General features: G+C 72.1%; 7 protein-coding genes. 6 read left to right on the plus strand and 1 reads right to left on the minus strand.

Features of this window, described 5'->3' with window-relative positions; translation table 11 throughout:
• Nucleotides 1-95: 95 nt before the first annotated feature.
• The 6 genes from OG823_RS08365 to OG823_RS08390 all read left to right on the plus strand — a co-directional run bounded on the left by OG823_RS08365 (nt 96) and on the right by OG823_RS08390 (nt 14,419).
• Nucleotides 96-4,007 carry a phage resistance protein gene (locus OG823_RS08365; RefSeq protein ID WP_371478805.1) on the plus strand — a complete coding sequence of 1,304 codons (3,912 nt, stop codon included), beginning with the start codon at nt 96-98 and terminating at the stop codon, nt 4,005-4,007.
• Entirely contained in the window at nt 4,004-6,886 is a 2,883-nt protein-coding gene (pglZ, locus tag OG823_RS08370) for a BREX-2 system phosphatase PglZ (protein ID WP_371478806.1), read from the plus strand. Before OG823_RS08365 ends, pglZ begins: the two co-directional genes overlap by 4 nt.
• 96 nt (nt 6,887-6,982) lie before the next feature.
• A complete protein-coding gene (gene brxD / locus OG823_RS08375; protein ID WP_371478808.1) occupies nt 6,983-8,317 on the plus strand; it encodes a BREX system ATP-binding protein BrxD in 1,335 nt (444 codons plus the stop codon).
• Nucleotides 8,317-10,482, plus strand: coding sequence for a DEAD/DEAH box helicase (locus OG823_RS08380; protein ID WP_371478810.1), 2,166 nt, complete (start codon nt 8,317-8,319; stop codon nt 10,480-10,482). Before brxD ends, OG823_RS08380 begins: the two co-directional genes overlap by 1 nt.
• Before the next feature lie 188 nt (nt 10,483-10,670).
• Nucleotides 10,671-12,572 (plus strand): DNA/RNA helicase domain-containing protein, encoded by a 1,902-nt coding sequence (locus tag OG823_RS08385; RefSeq protein ID WP_371478812.1) that lies wholly within the window; start codon nt 10,671-10,673, stop codon nt 12,570-12,572.
• Nucleotides 12,573-12,625: 53 nt separating this feature from the next.
• Nucleotides 12,626-14,419, plus strand: a complete 1,794-nt coding sequence (locus OG823_RS08390) for an HNH endonuclease (RefSeq protein ID WP_371478813.1) — start codon at nt 12,626-12,628, stop codon at nt 14,417-14,419.
• 103 nt (nt 14,420-14,522) lie between these two features.
• On the opposite strand, the gene OG823_RS08395 is transcribed toward OG823_RS08390, so the two are convergent.
• Nucleotides 14,523-17,540 carry an acyltransferase family protein gene (locus OG823_RS08395; protein WP_371478814.1) on the minus strand — a complete coding sequence of 1,006 codons (3,018 nt, stop codon included), beginning with the start codon at nt 17,538-17,540 and terminating at the stop codon, nt 14,523-14,525.
• Nucleotides 17,541-17,546: the final 6 nt, after the last annotated feature.

Raw genomic sequence — 17,546 nt, forward strand, 5'->3', positions numbered from 1 at the left:
GACCCGCGCGATCCCGACACGATCCGCAGGCGATCGGCGCCCGGTGCCCCACCGCAGGACGACGATGACGAAGACGGAACGGACGAAAGCAGATCATGGCCACCAGCCCGGCCCAGCCTCCCCTTCTCCGCGATGTCATCGACATCAAGCCGTCCATCTCCACCTCCGACTTCGTCCTGAAACTCGCCGAGGCGGTCACCGAGGAGGGCGCCGCCCACGCGCTCAGGGACTACGTCCTCACCGAGCGACTGCTGGAGAACTTCGACGAGGCCCTCGGCCTGATCAAGGCCGCCCTGGACGGGCACACCTCCAAGGCCGCCTACCTGCACGGCTCGTTCGGTTCCGGTAAGTCGCACTTCATGGCCGTCCTGCACGCCCTGCTCCGGGGCAACCGGGCGGCGCTCGGGCGCAGCGATTTCGACGCCACGCTGAGCAGGCACGACTGGCTGGGTGCGGAACGCAAGAGGTTCCTGCTGGTGCCGTACCACATGCTCGGCGCGAAGTCCCTGGAGCAGCGCGTCCTCGGCGGCTACGTCTCGCACGTGAAGGCGCTGCACCCGGAGGCTCCCACCCCGCAGGTGTACCGCACCGACTCGCTCTTCAAGGACGTCCAGCACCACCGCACCCAGCTCGGGGACGAGAAGTTCATCGCGGGCCTCGCGGGCACCGGCGGCACGGACGCCGACGAGGACGACGAGTGGGGCGAGGGCTTCGCCTGGAACACGGCCCTGCTCGACTCCGCCCTCGCAGCGGAGCAGCAGGACGCCTCCGAGGCCAACCTGAACATCGTCAGCCCCACGACCCCCGCCGAGCTGCGCGCCAAGCTCGTCCACGACGCCATCGCGGGCTGGTTCCCGGGGTTCGCGCAGAGTGCGAAGGAGGACGAGTTCGGCTTCATCTCACTGGACGCCGGCCTCTCCGTGATCGCTGCGCACGCCAAGTCGCTCGGCTACGACGGCCTGATCCTCTTCATGGACGAGCTGATCCTCTGGCTCGCCAACCGGATCCACGACCAGAAGTTCGTCTCCCGCGAGGCCGACAAGATCACCAACTTCGTGGAGGGCGCCGACTCCCGGCGCGCCATCCCGGTGGTCTCGTTCATCGCCCGCCAGCGCGATCTGCGCGAATTGGTCGGCGAGGAGGTGTCCGGCGCGGGCGAGACCGCCATCCAGGACAGCCTCAACCTGGCGTCCGGCCGGTTCGACAAGATCACCCTGGAGGACCGCAACCTCCCACAGATCGCCCACGCCCGCCTGCTCGAGCCGAAGGACGACGAGGCGGCCGAGAAGCTGAACGCGGCCTTTGCCAAGGCCAAGAAGGTCGGCCCGCAGGTCTGGGACGTCCTGCTCGGCTCCGAGGAGGGCACCACCGGCGCGGACGAGGAGTCGTTCCGCCTCACCTACCCCTTCTCCCCCGCGTTCATGGACACCCTCGTCCACATCTCCTCCGCCCTCCAGCGCTCCCGCACCGGTCTGAAGCTGATGGGCCAGCTGCTCGCCGACCACCGTGACGACGCCCGGCTCGAACAGCTGATCCCGCTCGGCGACCTCTACCCCGTCATCGCGGACGGCGGCGACAGGCCGTTCGTCGACAGCCTGAAGGCCGAGTTCCAGGCCGCCGACAAGCTGTACCGGACCAAACTGCGGCCCTTCCTCCTCGGTGAGAGCGGGATCACCGAGGAGGACATCGAGCGCTACCGGAACCGGCAGGAAAGCATCACCGACGCGCAACTCGCCCAACGCTGCCGTAACTTCACCGGCGACAACCGGCTGATGTGCACTCTGCTGCTCTCCGCGCTCGCGCCCAGCGTCCCCGCCCTGCGCGACCTGACGATCCGGCGGCTGGGCGCGCTCAACCACGGCTCGGTGGTCTCGCCGATCCCGGGCGCCGAGGTCGGCGTCATCACGTCGAAGGTCTCCAGCTGGGCCGCCCGGTTCGCCGAGATCAAGGAGACCGGCACCAAGGCCAACCCCGGTGTCCGGCTCGAACTGGCCGGCGTCGACGTGGACTCCGTCATCGCCAACGCCAACGTCAACGACAACCCGGGCAACCGGCGCGCCCTGGTCCGCCGGCTGCTGGCCGAGGAGCTGGGCGTCGAGACGCACGACGGCCGGCTCGACGCCGACGAGCTGAAGCTCGTCTGGCGCGGGTCCAACCGCTCGGTGGAGGCCGTCTTCGGGACCATCGCCGACCCGGACAACCTGCCCGACCACGAGTTCAGCCCCGGCTTCGAGAACAGCTGGCGCTTCGTCATCGGCCACCCCTACAGCGAGGGCGAGTACGGGCCGGTCGACGACGCCAACCGGGTCCGGGAGCTGCGCGCGCGGTCCGGCGAGCGCCGCGCCCGGACGCTGGCCTGGATTCCCACCCATCTGTCCACCGCGCGCTTCCAGGACTTCCGCCGTCTGGTCACCATCGACTACGCGCTCAGCGACCAGCGCCGCTTCGACACCCAGTACGCGGGGCACCTGAACGCCGACAACCGGGCCCGGGCCAAGGCCCTGCTCGAGGGCCAGCACGAGTCGCTCACCAAGACGGTGAAGGCCGCCCTCAAGCAGGCGTACGGCCTGGCGGAGAAGAAGAGCGCCGACGTCGAGCTCGGCTTCGACGACCACTTCGAGCCGCTGCCCGACGTGCCGAACCTGCGCCCGGGCATCGGACAGCCGCTCCACGACGCCGCCCGGCACGTAGCCGGCAAGCTGCTCGCCCACCAGTACCCGGCCCATCCCCTCTTCGACCGGGAAACCGGCGGTGTCGCCGTCAAGCCGGCCGACGCCAAGGCCGTCTTCGCCCACATCCGGGCCGCCGGCGAGGCCAGCGACCGGCGGGTCGAGATCCCTGCCAAGGACCGCCCGTTGATGAAGCGGATCGCCGGGGAGCTCCGCCTCGGTCAGCAGAAGGAGGCGTACTTCGAGCTCTCCACCCGCTGGCCCGAGCACTTCCGCCGGGAGGCCAGGACCGAAGGCGTCACCGGTGACCTCACCGTCATCCGCCTGACCGAGTGGCTGGACCGGCCCGAACCGATGGGCCTGGACCCGTTCCTCGCCAACCTGGTCATCGCCTCCTTCGCCGAACTCGACGACCGGGTCTGGGTCCGGGGTGGCGGCCTGCTCGACCCGGCACCCGAACTCACCGCGATCAAGTCGGGCGACGCCCTGCGCACCCAGCCGCTGCCCGACGAGGCCGCCTGGGAGGAGGCCGGCCGCCGCTACGAGCGGATCTTCGGCAAGAAGCCGCCGACCCTGCGCCGCAGCCGGATCGCGGGCCGCTTCGCCGCCGACATCGTGGCCGCCGCCCGCAGCTACCAGCCGCACGCCACCAACCTCGTCCAGGAGCTCGACAAGCGCGCCCAACTGCTCGGCTTGGACGACACCGACGCCACCGGCCGGCTCGCCCTGGCCAGGCGATCCCTCGACCTGCTGGACGCGCTGGTCGCCGCCGACAAGGGCCCGGCCACGGGGTCGGGCGCGGCCAAGCAGGTCATCAGTGTGCTCGCCGGCTTCGATCTCGGCACCGTCAACGCCGAGCGCTACGGCACGTCCGTCAAGCAGGCCGAGGAGGTCGCCTCGGCCCTCGCCAGGGCCGCCTGGGACATGCTGAAGCTCGCCCCCAACTACGGCGCCGCAGGTCAGGTCGTCCTGGCGGAACTGCAGGGTGCGGCCCAGGTGGACCAGAGCACCAGCAACCTGCCGAAGGCACTGAACGACGCCCGACGCGCCATCGTCGAGGTCTTCGACCGCGCCCAGGCCGCCGCGACTCCTCCGGCGCCCGCCGTGCCGGTGACCCCGCCTGCGCCCGCCCCGCGCGCCGACGACACCGATCTGGCCACGCCCACCAGCGACCCCCGGGTGCCGACCGAGCCGGGCACCGCCACCCGTACCCGCCGCTCCGGCGGCAGCCGGACCACCGCGGCCCGGGCCGTCGCCGAACTCCGCTCCGAACTGGACGAGCTGGCCAGGCGGGAGCCCGACGCCACCATCGAGATCACCTGGCGGGTCGTGGAATGAGCACTCCGGTCACCACCAGCGCCGTCCGGCTGAACCCCGGCACCGTCACCCAGTACCTGGCCTCCCAGTCGGGCCTCGCCGCAGGCCGGCGCAAGGCCGTCCTGCTGCGCGCCGCTCCCGAGTGGGACGGCACGGCCGAACTCGCCTGGGGCGAGCGCCGTGCCCGGGTGGCGGCCGCGCCCTCGCCGCTCGCCGTGTACGAGCTCGTGCTGGCGCATCTGACCGCAGGCGCCCAGGGCCCCGACGTCCTGGTGGTCCTGACCGACCGGGAGGAGTCCGAGCTGGGCCCCGACCTGCTGGCCCGGGTGCACAAGCAGCGGGTCAACGCGGTCGACACCTGGGACGTGGTCCGGCAGGCCTTCGGCGCCGCCAGCGCCGACAACCGGCTGCTCAAGGACAACTGGGCCGCCGAATCCCTGCTCGACGCGACCCCGCCCGCCGGCTGGCCGCAACTGCCCGGCGGCGTGCTGGCCCGGCCCGGAGCGCTCGGCTCCCTCGCGCTGCGCCGCCTCGGCATCGGCCGCTTCGACCCCGACCGGACGGAGCAGGGCTCCGCCCCCGACGCCGGGCTGGACGTGCCCGCCCTGCTCCGCTGGTCACTCACGCCCGGCGGGCCGGACCGCTTCCTCGCGCTGCGCGCCCCCGAACGGTCCGGGCTGGCCGCGTTCCTCGGTGAGGAGGACCAGGCCGGCCTCACCGGCCGGGCCCTGCTGGCCCTGGTGGCCGCCGAACACGGCCCGGACGCCGTCGCGTTCGGGCTCGTCTGCGCCGCCCTGTGGGTGCACGCCGACGCCGCCTCGGCCGGCGCCGAGGACTACCGGGCACGCGGACGCGTGGAGCGGTGGTTCGGCGACGAGCCGCCGGCCCGGGGCGAAGCACTGGACGCACTGGTCACCGCCTTCGGACGCTCCTGCGAGGAGTACGTCTCCATCCTGCTGCTGGCAGGCCGCACCGGTTTCGACGACGAAGCCGCCGCCGCCCGGCGGCTGACCGGCGCCGTCCTGGACCGCGCGGCCGCACTCACCGACCAGTTCGGCGCCGGCCCGGCCGCGGAAGGCAGCCCGGTGCTGGCCGCCGGGCTCGAGGCCCGCCTCGCCGCCGTCGGCCGGGCCCTCGACGGGGGCGACCTGACACAGCTCGTCCACGCCGTGCAGGCGGCGAGCGAACACCGGCTCGCACCCGGCGGCCCCGCCCGTACCCGGGTCGACCGGGCCCGGATGGCGCAGCGGCTCGCCCAGTGGCTCGCCGGCGACCCCACCACCGAGGTGCCGACCGTCGCGGCGGGTATCAGCCGCCACGTCACCGAGACCGGCTGGGTGGACCTGGCGCTCGAGCACGTCGAGGCGGGCGGCGACCCGGACCACGTACTGAAGGCCGCGTACGACCGCCTCTGCGCCTCGGTGCGGGCCACCCGCCGGGAGGTCGACCGCCACTTCGCGAGGACGCTGGCCGTCTGGACCGAGGCGGGCACCGACCCCGGCTCCATGCTCACCGTGGAGACCCTGCTGCCGAGGGTCGTCGCACCCGTGGTGAAGGCCGCCGAACGCCGGGTGCTGCTGGTGGTCATCGACGGGATGAGCGCCGCCATAGCGACGGAACTCGGCGCGGAACTGCGCGAGCACTGGGCCGAGTACGATCCGTCCCCCCGACCCTCCGGCAGCGCAGCCGTCGGCGCCGAACCGTCGGTCGCGCCCCAGCGGCGGGCCGTCGCCGCCGCCCTGCCCACCCTCACCGCCGTGTCCCGGACTTCACTGTTCGCGGCACGCCTGATGACGGGCACCCAGGCCGACGAGAAGCGGATCGCGCCCACCCACCGGTTCTGGGGCAGCGAGACGGTGACGGTCTTCCACAAGGACGACCTCCGCAGCGATTCGGGCGGCGCGACCTTCGGATCCGCACTGTCCGAGGCCCTGTCGGGCGACGCGCACGTGGCAGTCGTCCTCAACACCGTCGACGACCGGCTCGCGACGGAGCAGAAGCACGGCGACGGCGCCTGGCGGCTCGCCCAGATAGGAGGACTGCCGGACCTGCTGCGGTTCGCGGCCGCCCAGGGGCGAGCGGTCGTCCTCACCAGCGACCACGGGCACGTCGTCGACCGGGGAAGGGTCAAGGTCGACCGCGAGAACCCGCTGTCGGCCCGGCACCGTGCGCCCGGCGGACCGCTCGGCGACACCGAGATCGTCCTCTCCGGACCACGGGTGCTCTCCCCGCAGACCGGCGGTGAGATCGTCGCGCTCTGGGACGCCGACTCCCGCTACACGGCCCTGAAGGCCGGCTACCACGGCGGAGCCTCGCTCGCCGAGTTCGCCATCCCGCTGCTCGCGTTCCTCCCGTTCGGGGCCACCCCGCCCAAGGGCTGGCGGGAGCTCGGCAATCCCGAGCCGGCGTGGTGGGCTCTCGCCCCCGACGCCGCCCGGCCCGGGCCGGCACAGCCGGCCGCCCCGAAGAGGCCGGTCAAGGCCACTCGTCCGGCCAAGCCGGCGGCGCCGGGCCACGACGCCCTCTTCGAGGTCGCGCTCGCACCCGCGGTCGACGGTGACAGCCTGCTCACTCCCACCCTGGTGTCTGCGCACGACGCTCTGGTGACGAGCCTGCTGGGCTCGCAGATCTTCCGGGACCAGGTCGAACTGCTCGCCCGCAGGCCCGACCTCGCCAGGGTCGAGAAAGCCCTGCAGGCCCTGCTGGACGCCGGAGGCACCCTGCCCGTGACCGCACTCGCCCAGCGGATCAACCTGCTGCCCGTCCGGGCGGACGGCTTCGCCGCCGTGCTGCGACAACTGCTCAACTACGACAGCATCCAGGTCCTGGAGACCCTCCCGGACGGTCGCACCCTCCGGCTCGACACCGGCCTGCTGCGCACCCAGTTCGACCTGCGATGAGGGGAGACCACAGAACCGGCCCGGCCGCCGGCGCCCGGCTGCGGCAGAACGAGCGCGACCGTGATCACGGTCGCACGGTGATGGGAGACTGACCGCGTGAGCGCTGAAGGAACCACCCGTCCCACCACCGTCAGTGCGGCCCGCCGCCGCGACGTGATCGACGCCCTGCGCCGCGGCGCGGTGCCCGAGAACGGGCTCGACCTGCTCGCGACCGGGCTCGGCCGGTTCGAATCCGCCCTGGACGCCGAACTGGACGCAGTCGTCTCCGGCGCCTCGGTTTTCAAGGCCGTGCGCGGTGAGTACGGCTCCGGCAAGACCTTCTTCACCCGGTGGCTCGGCGAACGCGCCAAGCGCCGGAACTTCGCCGTCGCCGAGATCCAGGTCTCGGAGACCGAGACCCCGCTGCACAAACTGGAGACCGTCTACCGGCGGCTGACGGAGCGGCTCGGCACGTCCAGCTTCCCACCGAGTGCGCTGCGCCCCGTGGTGGACGCCTGGTTCTACGCACTGGAGGAGGACGCGCTGGCGGCGGGGGCCACGGAGGAACAACTGCCCGAAGAGGTCGAACGGCTGCTCGCCGCCCGGCTCAGTGAGGTGTCCCGGCACGCGCCCTCCTTCGCGGCCGCCCTGCGCGGCTACCGCGCCGCCCTGGCCTCGGGTGACGAGCGCACCGCCGCAGCCGTCCTGGCCTGGCTCGGCGGGCAGCCGAACGTCGCCGCCGCCGCACGACGGTCCGCCGGCGTACGGGGCGATCTCGACCACTTCGGAGCGCTCGGGTTCCTCCAGGGCCTGCTCACCGTGCTGCGGGACTCGGGGCACGCCGGACTCTTCCTCGTCCTCGACGAGGTCGAGACGCTCCAACGGGTCCGCTCCGACGCCCGCGACAAGGCACTCAACGCACTGCGCCAGCTGATCGACGAGGTGCACTCCGGCCGCTTCCCCGGCCTGTACCTCGTCATCACCGGCACCCCCGCCTTCTACGACGGCCAGCAGGGCGTCCAACGCCTCGCCCCGCTCGCCCAGCGGCTCGCCACCGACTTCACCACCGACCCGCGCTTCGACAACCCCCGCGCCGTCCAACTGCGCCTGCCCGGGTTCACCCGCGACTCGCTCATCGGCCTCGGATCGACGATCCGGGACCTCTATGCGGAGGGGGCCGGCTCCCCCGACCGGATCAAGACCCTGGCGGACGACGCCTACATCGCCGACCTCGCCGACGCGGTCGGTGGCGCGCTGGGCGGCAAGGTGGGCGTGGCTCCCCGCGTCTTCCTGAAGAAGCTGGTGGGCGATGTGCTCGACCGGATCGACCAGTTCGAGGACTTCGATCCGCGTCAGCACTACCGGCTGACCGTCTCGGCCCACGAACTCACCGACGCGGAACGGAACCTGGCCGCAGCCGGATCGGCGGACGACATCGACCTGGAGCTGTGATGAGCGGCGCGGAGACCCCGTCCGCGGCCTCCGCGAGCACGGCGGACCCGCTCGACCGGCTCGACCCGGTGGTGCTGCACCACATCGTCAACACCCTGGGCTGGCCCGATCTTCGTCCGCTGCAGCGCGCCGCGATCGGCCCGTTGATGGACGGCGAGGACGCGATCCTGCTGGCGCCGACCGCCGGCGGCAAGACCGAGGCGGCCTGCTTCCCGGTGCTCTCCGCCATGGCCGAGCAACGCTGGACCGGCGTGTCCGTGCTCTACCTCTGCCCGCTCAAAGCCCTGCTCAACAACCTCGTCACACGCGTCGACTCGTACGCCCAGTGGATCGGGCGACGCGCCGCCCTGTGGCACGGCGACACGACCGAGTCACAGCGACGCCGCATCCGGGCCGATCCGCCGGACATCCTCCTCACCACCCCCGAGTCGCTCGAGGCCATGCTGATCGGCATCAAGACCGATCACGGCCACCTGCTCTCGTCGATCCGCGCCGTCGTCGTGGACGAAGTCCACGCCTTCGCGGGCGACGACCGGGGATGGCACCTGCTCGCCGTCCTGGAACGGCTCCAGCGCATCACCGGTCGTCCCATCCAGCGCATCGGCCTCTCGGCGACCGTCGGCAATCCACAGGAGCTGCTCACCTGGCTGCAGGGCTCCGGTGCCGGCAGCCGATCCGGGCAGGTCGTCGCACCCGACCTTGCGGCCACCCCCGCCGGCACAACCGGCACACAGCCGGCCGGTGAAGTCGAACTCGACTACGTGGGCTCGTTGGACAACGCGGCAAAGCTCATCGCCTCCCTGCACCGTGGCGAGAAACGGCTCGTCTTCTGCGACTCCCGCAGGCAGGTCGAGCAGCTCGGAGCCGCGCTACGGGCCCGCGAGATCACCACCTTCCTCTCGCACGCCTCGCTGTCGGCAGAAGAACGGGCCAGATCCGAACAGGCCTTCGCGGAGGCCCGCGACTGCGTCATCGTCTCCACCTCCACTCTCGAACTGGGCATCGACGTCGGAGACCTGGACCGCGTCATCCAGATCGACGCGCCGCGTACGGTCGCCTCCTTCCTCCAACGCATCGGGCGCACCGGACGGCGGGCCGGCAGCGTACGCAACTGCCTGTTCCTGGCAACCGAGGACGACACCCTGCTCCAAGCGGCCGGCCTGCTCCGACTGTGGGGACAAGGCTGGGTCGAGGCCGTCACGCCGCCCCCCGAGCCCCGGCACCTGGTCGCCCAGCAGTTCCTGGCCCTGACCCTCCAGGAACACAAGCTCGGCGACCGCCTGTGGAGCCTGGAGTGGAACGGCCTCGCGCCCTTCGACCGCTCCGCCGAACCGATCCTCAGACATCTGGTCGGCGAGGGCTTCCTCGACGACGACGGCGGACTGCTCTTCATCGGACCCGAGGCGGAACAGCGTTTCGGCCGTCGCCACTTCATCGAGCTGACCGCATCGTTCACGGCGCCACCGCAGTTCACCGTCCTGTCCGGACGCACCGAGATCGGCCAGACGGATCCCGCCGTCCTCACCGAGGAGCGGCCCGGACCGCGTCGGCTGCTTCTCGGCGGCCGCAGCTGGCAGGTCACCTTCATCGACTGGGGTCGACGCCGTGCTTTCGTCGAGCCGGCCGACGGCGGGGGCATCGCCAAGTGGTCGGGCAACGGCATCGCGGGACTCTCCTACGAGCTGACCCGCTCGATGCGCGAGGTACTACTGGGGGCCGATCCACCGGTCGCATTGACCCGCCGTGCGCAGGCACGTATCCAGCAGCTGCGCGACGAGGAAGCACCGGACAGCGTGCACCCGGCCGGGTCTCTCGTCACCCGCTTCGGGGACGACGTGCGCTGGTGGACCTGGGCCGGGTTCCGGGCCAACTCGACGCTCGCTGCCACCTTGTCCTCGGTCGCCGACCCCGTGCAGCGTCCCACCGACCGCTACGTACGACTGCGCGAGGACCTCACCGCTGAGATGTGGCAACGGGCCCGTACGAGCGCCGGGGGGAGTCTGGTCTTTCCGGACGTCGACCGGCGCGCCGTCAAGGGGCTCAAGTTCTCCGCGGCGCTGCCCGAGCGGCTCGCCACGGCGACGGTGGCCGCCAGACTGGCGGACTTTCCGGGGGCTGCAGCGGCGCTCGCCGAGGCGGTCCGCCTGCACGTCATGCGCACCTGAAAGCCTCTGAGGGTGATCACATGGCAGTAGGGCATCCCGCCATGTGATCACTATCTGCCCATCAGCCGGCACGGGTTCGTACACCTGACGGTATGGTTCGTCTCGTCATCAGCGCGGCCCGCCGGGCTTCCCTCCACGGGACATGCCCCCACCCGCACGAGTCACTTCGTGCTGCCTGGGAGCAAGCCTTGCTGTACCGCGACTCCGCCTCGGCGGTCGCCGCCGAAGGTCTGACCGGGGCGCTCTTCCTGCGCCTCATCGACCAGTTCGTCCACAAGCACGGCCACCGGCCCAGCCCCGGTGAGATCCGTTCGTGGGAGATGAGCATCCCGGTTCTGACCAACGCACTACTCGACGCCGGTCTGGGCAAGGTCGAGGTACTGCTCGAGTACTCGCTCCCGCTGAACAGCAAGCGGGCCGACGTGATACTCGCCGGTGTCCACCCCGGTACCGGCGAGTCGTCCTACCTGGTGGTCGAGCTCAAGCAGTGGAGCGGTGCGCTGCCCGAGGACGGCGAACCGCTGCTCTGCCGGGTGGACTCCTACGCCCGGCCGGTGCTCAACCCGATCGAGCAGGTCCGCGGCTACTGCGACTACCTGGTGTCGTTCAACGGAGCACTGGCCGACCACCCGGAACGGATCTCCGGAGTGGCCTTCTTGCACAACGCGACCGAGTTCGGGGTCCAGGGCCTGCTCGAGGTGGAGCAGAGCGAGCGGGGCAGGCTGTTCACCGGGGACCGCCGCGGGGAGTTCCTCGACTACCTCCGTTCGAAGCTCGGGCCGGTCTCCGGCGCGGGGGCTGCGGACGAGTTGCTCGCCGGTAAGGTCGGCCCGTCCAAGCAACTGATGGCCGTCGCCGCCGCAGAGGTCCGCGAGCGCGAGCAGTTCGTCCTGCTGGACGAGCAGCGAGTCGCGTACGAGATCGTGCTTCGGGCGGTGCGCCGGGCCCGACAGTCCGATCACAAAGAGGTGGTCGTCATCACGGGGGGACCGGGTACGGGAAAGAGCGTCATCGCACTCTCGCTCATGGGGGACCTCTACCGTCGCAACATCACGGCGCTCCATGCGACCGGTTCCAGCTCGTTCACGACGACCATGCGCCGGATGGCCGGGGCTCGCAAGCGCGAAGTCCAGGAACTGTTCAAGTACTTCAACAGTTTCATGACCGCCGAGCGCAATGGCCTCGATGTGCTGATCTGCGACGAGGCGCACCGCATCCGGGAAACCTCGGCGAACCGCTACACCAAGGCCGAGCACCGCTCCGCGAAGCCGCAGATCGAGGAGCTGATCGACGCCGCACGCGTGCCGGTCTTCCTGCTGGACGAGCACCAGGTGGTTCGTCCGGGCGAGATGGGCACCGTGGACCAGATCAAGGCCGCCGCAGCAGCGAAGAAGCTGGAGTGCCGAGTCGTCGAGCTGGACAGCCAGTTCCGCTGCGGGGGCAGCGATGCCTACCTCAGATGGGTGGTGCGGCTGCTGGGACTGGAGGCCGGCGGCCCGGTCGGCTGGGAGCCGGACGGCAAGGTCGCCCTGGAGGTGGTCGACAGCCCGCAGGAGATGGAGGCGTTTCTCGAGGCCCGTCTCGCCGAGAAGTACAGCGCGCGGATGTCGGCGGGGTACTGCTGGAAGTGGACGAAGACGATCAAGCCGGGAGACCCGCTCCCCCTGGACGTGCAGATCGGGGACTGGTCCAGGCCCTGGAACCTCTTCGGCGACCGCTCGATCGCGGGTGCACCACCGGCCGCACTCTGGGCCACCGACCCGGCCGGCTTCGGGCAGGTCGGGTGTGTCTATACCGCCCAGGGCTTCGAGTACGACTGGAGCGGCGTCGTCCTCGGGCCCGACCTGGTCTGGCGCACGGACCGCTGGGTGGCCGACCGCACCGCCTCCAAGGACCCGGTGTTCCGGAAGTCCACCGGTGAGGCCGAGCTCAACCGCCTGATCCGGAACACGTACAAGGTACTGCTGACCCGCGGCATGGTCGGCACGATCGTGTACTCGACGGATCCGGAGACCCGGGCGAAGCTGCGGGAGCTGGTCCGGCCGGGGCGCGTCGAGCAGGCCCTTCAGGCGGCCGAGGTGGTGGTCTGACCGGCACCGGACTGGCCGAGGATTTGTCATACCCTCCTATTACTCTCGCTCACATGGGACTTGCGAGTGTGACGCGTGCGGGAGTACTGGCCGCGGCCAGGGAGAGTGAGCGGCTGGGACGGGACGAGTTCCGCCGCCGGTACGACTTCGGCCGCGCGACCACGTACGAGCTGGTGCTGGACGGATACCGGCACGACTCGAAGGCGATCGCGGGCGTCGCACACCTCTACTCGGCCGATGCGCTGCTGACCGCTCAGGACTTCAGTGGCGGCGCGCACACCGTGGTCCGCCACCTGCGCGCACTTGGCTTCACGGTCGAGGAGCGGGGGCAGTCGTCCCAGGACTCCGCCGCCCCGGCGACGCCTGGCCTCGTTCTCCAACCGAGGGGAGGTACCCGGGACCGCGGCCCGCACAACTTCGCGAAGTCGGTACGACGGGGAGTCCCCCTGTCGAGCCTTCGCGACGTCCTCGGTGGGGAGTCGGAGGTGCTCGCCGGTCTCTACCCGAACGGGATCGCCCGCTTCTGGGGCTCCACGCCGACCTCGCAGACCGGCAACGCCAAGGCCAAGGCGCTGCGCGGCCGCCGGGTCGGCGACGACGTGCTGTTCTACGCCGACAACAGTTTCATCGCCCGTGCGAGAATCCTCCACCTGTTCACCAGCCCGGCCGTGGCGCGGGCCGTCTGGGGCACGGACGACGAGAGTGCGACCTGGGAGCACATCATGGCTCTGGGCGAGATCGAGGAGTTCGCCCAGCCGGTCTCGGCGCTCGAGGTCCTGGCAGCCCTGAACGTCCCCGCGCCCCTGCGCAGCCTCACCCTGCGGTCCGCGCACGACTACCACCACATCTCCCCCATGCTCCCGGGCCCCCGACGACGACCGGCGTCTCCCGCACCGGAGCCGCCGCCCGCCGCGCCGACTCCCATGGAGCCGGCGAACCTGCTGGCCCGGCTGGACGGCCTCAAGACCCATCACGCGGCCGGGGGCGGCCGGCCCAGCCGCCATCAGCCGATCGCACTGCTGTGGAGCATCGCCCGGGTGGCAGCCGGCAAGCCACGCCTGGCACCCTGGTCGCGCTTTCGCGCGGAGGTCGGACCACTGCTGGCCGAGTTCGGACTGCCGCACTCCAAAGTCACCCCCGAGTACCCCTTCTGGCATCTTCGGGGCAGCGGCCTGTGGGAGGTGCACGGGGTGTCGGCGGAGCCGGGCTCGGCGCCACAGGTCGGCACCCTCAACAGCGCCCAGCCCGTCGCGGGGCTCAGCTTCGAGGCGGCGGAACTGCTGCGAAACCCCGTCGTACGGCTGGAGGCCATGGCCCGGCTCGTGGCGGGCTACCTCCAGGACGTCGACCGGACGGCTCTGCTCTGCCGACTCGGACTCCCCGAATACACGACCGCTGACGGCCTGCTCGAGCGCACCGGGGACCCGGACGAGCGCGGAGCCCGTGAGACTGACCGGACGACGGGTGCGACCGAGCGGCGAGCGTCCACCACCCTTCGCCCGATTCGTGACGCCGCTCTGGCCAGCCGGGTCAAGAGGCTGCACGGCCACCAGTGCCAGGTGTGCGGAATCCAACTGCGCTACCTGCTCAAGCCCTACAACGAGGCCGCTCACATCCGTGGGCTCGGTTCGCCGCACGACGGTCCGGACGAACTGCGCAACCTGCTCTGTCTCTGTCCCAACCACCACGTCCTCTTCGACGGCCTGGAGATCTACGTCGACGCCGAGGGCCGGGTCAGGCAGTCCCGTACCGGCCAGTCGCTCGGCCTGCTCCAGCTCCACCCCGACCACCCGATCGACCAGGAACATCTCCGCTACCACCGGACGCTGTGTGAGCTGAACGCCTGACGCGCACCGACCGACGGCCCGCCGCGCATGCCCCGCCCCCGACAGCACGACGCCCGGGCCCCCGGGCGCGCGTGGCGCTGTCGGGGGCCCGGGCGGGCGGGGGTCAGGAGTGGCCGCCTCCCCTGGTCGAGACGGCGACGTACTGGACCCGCATCGGGTGACCGGCCTCGGTGGCCGGGCCGGGGGTCGCACCCAGGGCGGCGGGCAGGTTTCCGCCCATCGCGACGTCCAGGATCAGGAACTGGCCGTGGTGTACCGCGCGGTCCCAGGTGGCCGGGTCCATCCGGTCGGCGGTCACCCGGTGGTACTCGCGGCCGTCGAGGTACCAGCGCACCTGTTCGGCGCCGGGGGTGAAGTCGAGCTCCACGGCGTAGGTGTGGAAGCCCGTCCGGCAGTCGGGGCACGGCTGCTCGGCCGAGCCGAGGCCCTTCGGCTCCTGGCAGGGGCCGCCGTCGGCGGTGCCGCAGTGCATCGTGCCGAAGACGGAGTCACGGCCGTTGACCGCCTCCATGACGTCGATCTCGCCGATCGCCGGCCAGCCGGTGTAGCCGTCGCGCAGCCCGGACCCGAGGGTCCAGAGGGCCGGCCAGTAGCCGGCCGCGGCGGGCCCGGTGACGTCCGGCAGGGCGATCGACGCCTCGATCCGCATCACCCCGCCGGGCGGCGGGGTGAGGTCGGAGCGCCGGGACTCGATCCGGCCCGAGGTCCAGCGGCCGTTCTCCAGCGTGGGCGCGATCTCCAGGGTGCCCCTGCCGTCGAGCCGGACGTTGGCGGTGGAGTCGGTCATCGTCTCGACCTCGCCCGTACCCCACTGCGCGGCCGGGCAGCCCGGGTAGCAGGTCCCCAGGTCGTACTGCCAGTCGGCGGCGGAGGGGCGGCTGCCCGCCGGGCCGTCGAAGTCGTCCCGCAGGAGCTGCGTCCAGCCGTCGGCGCCCGCCTCGGTGCGGGCCGGCACCACGCCGGCCCCGGTCAGCAGCCGCTCCAGCCTGGGAGTGAGCACGACGGCCGCGACGTTGGTCAGGTGCGCGTCGTCGCGATAGAGCAGGATGCGCTCCAGCACCGCCGGGCAGCTGCGCCCCTCGCCCGGGCAGAGGACCGAGTTCACCTCGACGGATCGCACGCCCGGCATCCGCCCGGCCGCGATCGCCTGCGCGAGCGGATCCGGCCACTGCGCGCGGGCCCGGTCGAACGCGCAGGCGCCCGGGTCGTCCGGGTGTCCGGAGAGGCAGACCGGGATGTCCGTCCCGGGCACCGGGGTGTCCTGGAGGTAGACGATCGGCACGCCGAGCTCGCGCAGCGGCGCCAGGGTCCGCTCCCAGCCGTCGGCCAGGCGCTGTTGGTCGTCGGTGTAGCGGTTGAGCGAGGCGATCACGATCAGCCGGGGCCTGGGCTCACTGCGGAGCCTGGCGACACTGTTCGCCCGCCAGCTGTCGCACTCCCGGTACTCCCGGCCCAACTGCGGGTTCACGACGGTGAGTTCCGGCAGCGGGCAGCCCTGCTTGACCAGCTCCTCCAGGGCCCAGTTGCGCTCTGCCGCGATGGCGAGCATCGGCGAGAACCACTGCCCGGCGTGCGAGTCGCCGAGCAGCACGATCCGGTCCGGGCCGGGCGCGCCGAAACGGCAGTCCGGGCTGACGGTCACGGCCGGCGCCACCTCGCACTCGCCGTCCGGCGGGAAGTCCTTGCGGGCCTGGACGGCGTCCGGCACGGTCGGCCCGCTTCTGAGCGGTGCGGCGGTACGGGACAGCAGGGAGGTGCCGTCCGGCGAACCGGGCGGCAGGCCGAGCATGTCGACCGGGGCGGCCGGCCCGAGCAGCCGGAGCGTCCCGGTGCCGACGACCAGGGCGAGCACGACCGGGACGACGACTGCCGCGAGCCCGAGCGACAGGCCGCGCCTCGGAAGTTCGGAGAGCGTGCGACTGCGGCGCAGCGGCTGTTCGATCCAGCGCAGCGCGGCCGCCGCGGGGAGGACGGCCGCCAGGGTCAGCGCGACCCTGACCGGCCACCCCAGCACCCCGAAGCGGGCCTCGGCGAGCACGAGGACGGGCCAGTGCCACAGGTAGAGGTTGTAGGAGAGCCGGCCCACGGCGCGCGGGGCCCGGGCGGCCAGCAGCCGGTCCACTCCCGGTCCGCCGGCCACCGGTGCGCCGGCCACCGGGCCCCCGCCGTCCCGGCCCGGCGTGCCCGCCAGGATGACGGCGGCGGCGCCGAGGGTCGGCACCAGCGCCGCGTACCCGGGGTAGGGGGTGGCCGCGTCGTACCCGAGGACGCAGCAGACGATCGCCGCCGCCCCCGCCCAGCCGCACAGCAGGCGCAGCGGGAGCGGCCCGCGCAGCCGGTGCCAGGGCAGCAGGGCCAGCAGCGCCCCGACGCCGAACTGCCAGACCCGCGACGGCGTGCCGAGGTAGGCCAGCGAGACGGAACCGTGCGTCCAGTGCAGCGACAGGGCGAAGGAGCCGAGCGTCAGCAGCGCGGTGAGCACCGCCACCGTCGCGCGCACGGCCCGGCCGCGGCGCACCGCCCGGGCCGTGAGGAGCACCAGGACGGCCAGCAGCGGGGCCCAGACCAGGTAGAACTGCTCCTCCACCGCGAGCGACCAGAAGTGCAGCAGCGGGCTCGGATCCCGCCCGGCCGCGAGGTAGTCGGTCTGCTGGGCGACGAAGCGCCAGTTGGAGACGGACAGCGCCGAGGCGAGGACGTCGTACTCCAGGTCGGTGCGGCGCAGCGGCGCGGTCAGCCAGGCGCCGGCCAGGGCGACCGTGCCGAGGACCAGGGCCGCCGAGGGCAGTAGCCGCCGCGCCCGGCGGGAGAAGAACTCACCCAGCCGGATCCGGCCGGTGGTGACCGCCTCGCGCACCAGGAGAGCGGTGATCAGGTAGCCGGAGATGACGAAGAAGACGTCCACGCCGACGAATCCGCCGGCCAGGCCGGGGACGGCGGCGTGGAAGCCGAGCACCGCGAGCACCGCCACCGCGCGCAGGCCCTCGATGTCGGGTCGGAAGGCCGCCGGACGCGGCCCCGGGCCCGGAGTACCGGGCCTGCGGGATCCGGAGCCGCCGGGTGGCGGGCCGGGGATGGTGAAGCTCTCCGGACGAAGGTCCGGAACCACGGTCGAGGACATCGGTGT

It is taken from the genome of Kitasatospora sp. NBC_00315 (genome assembly GCF_041435095.1).
Taxonomy (GTDB): Bacteria; Actinomycetota; Actinomycetes; order Streptomycetales; family Streptomycetaceae; genus Kitasatospora.